Source organism: Streptomyces sp. XM83C, assembly GCF_023072675.1.
Lineage (GTDB): Bacteria > Actinomycetota > Actinomycetes > Streptomycetales > Streptomycetaceae > Streptomyces > Streptomyces thermocoprophilus.
In genome coordinates this window covers 1-504 of the sequence record NZ_JALLGL010000662.1, presented here as the reverse complement: position 1 = coordinate 504, position 504 = coordinate 1, and the positions used below count along the sequence as shown (strand labels likewise).

General features: G+C 64.9%; 1 protein-coding gene. It reads left to right on the top strand.

The window, feature by feature from the left end:
- Positions 1-475 (top strand): integrase core domain-containing protein (locus tag MTQ10_RS30980; RefSeq protein ID WP_247474152.1); only part of this gene is annotated, 475 nt, incomplete at its 5' end.
- Between the last annotated feature and the right edge of the window lie 29 nt (positions 476-504).

Here is a 504-nt window from a genome sequence, read left to right as displayed (position 1 = left end):
CGCGTTCGTCGTGGACGTCTTCTCCCGGGCGATCGTCGGCTGGTCCGCAGCCACCAGCAAGCGGGCCAAGCTCGTCCTCGACGCCCTCGACATGGCCCTGTGGCGGCGCGACCGTGCTGGGACTCCCACTGGACCGGGGCTGGTTCATCATTCGGATGCGGGGAGTCAGTACACGTCTTTCGCGTTCACCGCGCACCTCCTCGAGGCCGGCATCGACGCCTCGGTGGGCACCGTCGGTGATGCGCTGGACAACGCGCTCATGGAGTCCCAGATCGGCCTCTACAAAACGGAGCTGATCAAGCCCTGTCGGCCCTGGCATGGCCTCGCAGATGTGGAACTCGGCACCGCGGAATGGGTCGACTGGTTCAACAACCAACGGCTCCACAGCGCGATCGGAGACACCCCGCCCCACGAATACGAGACCAACTACTACGCTCAACACCAGCCCCAACCGGTGGCTGGAGTCAACACATAGAGCCTCCACCGATCCCGGAGCGGTTCACA